Annotated in this window: 1 protein-coding gene; it reads right to left on the bottom strand. The window is 64.9% G+C overall.

Features of this window, described 5'->3' with window-relative positions; genetic code table 11:
* Positions 1–331: 331 nt before the first annotated feature.
* A complete protein-coding gene (locus tag x551_RS22145) occupies positions 332–1,354 on the bottom strand; it encodes an IS110 family transposase (RefSeq protein WP_036236695.1) in 1,023 nt (340 codons plus the stop codon).
* Between the last annotated feature and the right edge of the window lie 92 nt (positions 1,355–1,446).

Raw genomic sequence — 1,446 nt, 5'->3', positions numbered from 1 at the left:
GCCGGACGTACATGGACGCCCCCGGTTTGCCAAGCTTTCCCGCTTGCTGCTGCCACGAAGGGAGAGATTGCACCCGTACATCCGGACTTCCAATGCGAGACGAGCTCGCTGTCCCTGATGGGTTCTGCTGGTCGGCGCCTCGATCGCTTACACGCACTCTTGGTGCCTCGTCCGGCGCGGGCTGTGCCAACCACGGTCTGACCTGTCGTGCCATCAACTTGCTGGTTGCCTGAGCAATCGGCGGTGGGAATCTCCTTGTCTTGCCGGACGTCGTTGGGGCCTCTTCCCGCTGGCGGGAAGGGCGGGGGGATGGGTGGTTGCCCGCGCCGAGCTACGTGGCTGCGTAGTCAGCCTCGAACTTGCGATCGTGCGCGAGCAACGCCCACGCGATTCGGGCGGTCTTGTTGGCCAGTGCGACGGCGGCAACGTTCTTGTTGCGCCGCGTGACCAGCTTCATCAGCCAGCCGTCGACATCGGCGCGCTGCGTCGCGCGGTAGATCACCGACCTGGCGCCGTGGATCAGCAGCGTTCGCAGGTACGCGTCGCCACGCTTGCTCATACCCAGGAGGGTCGGCTTGCCGCCGCTGGAGTGCTGGCGCGGTACGACACCCAGCCAAGCAGCGAACTGCCGCCCGTTGTCGAAGTTCCTCGCGTCGCCGACGCTGGCTGCCATCGCCGTCGCAGTCAGTGGACCTATGCCCGGCACCTTCTCGAGCCGACGGCTCGCGTCACTGGTGCGGTGCCACGCCTTAATCTGGGCCTCGATCTCGTCCACCTGGCGATGCAGCAGCTGTAGCTGCTCGAGCAGCCGGGCGATCAGCAGCCGGAACGAACCCGGCAGTTCGATCAAGGCATCTTCGATGATGTCTGGAACGCGCTGCGCGATGTGAGCGATGCCCTGCGGCACCACGAGCCCGAACTCGGCGAGCAGCCCGCGGATCTGGTTGGCCTGCGCCGTGCGGGCCTTGACGAAGCCCTGGCGCACACGGTGCAACGCAAGCACCGACTGTTGCTCGACGTTCTTGATCGGCACGAAGCGCATCGACGGGCGAGTCACCGCTTCGCAGATTGCTTCAGCATCGGCCGCGTCGTTCTTGTTGCTCTTGACGTACGGCTTGACGAACTGTGGCGCCATCAGCCGCACTGTATGCCCGAGGGCCTGCAGTTTGCGCGCCCAGTGGTGTGCACTCGAGCAGGCTTCTATGCCGATCAGGCACGCGGGCAAGTTCGCGAAGAACGCGGCGACCTGATCGCGTCGCAGCTGCTTGCGCAACGTGACCTTGCCGCGCTCATCGACGCCGTGTACCTGGAAAACGTTCTTGGCCAGATCGAGGCCGATCGTCGTAACCTGCATGGTGGACGCTCCTTCCGGTCGAGTGGTGGCTGACACTTCCACTCTGGCACTTCGATGCCGTCAGCGGGTGGGGGCGTCCATCCCATTGCTTA

It is taken from the genome of Methylibium sp. T29 (assembly GCF_000576205.1).
In the GTDB taxonomy this organism is placed as follows: Bacteria; Pseudomonadota; Gammaproteobacteria; order Burkholderiales; family Burkholderiaceae_C; genus Methylibium; species Methylibium petroleiphilum.
This window is presented reverse-complemented; position numbering and strand designations above follow the sequence as displayed.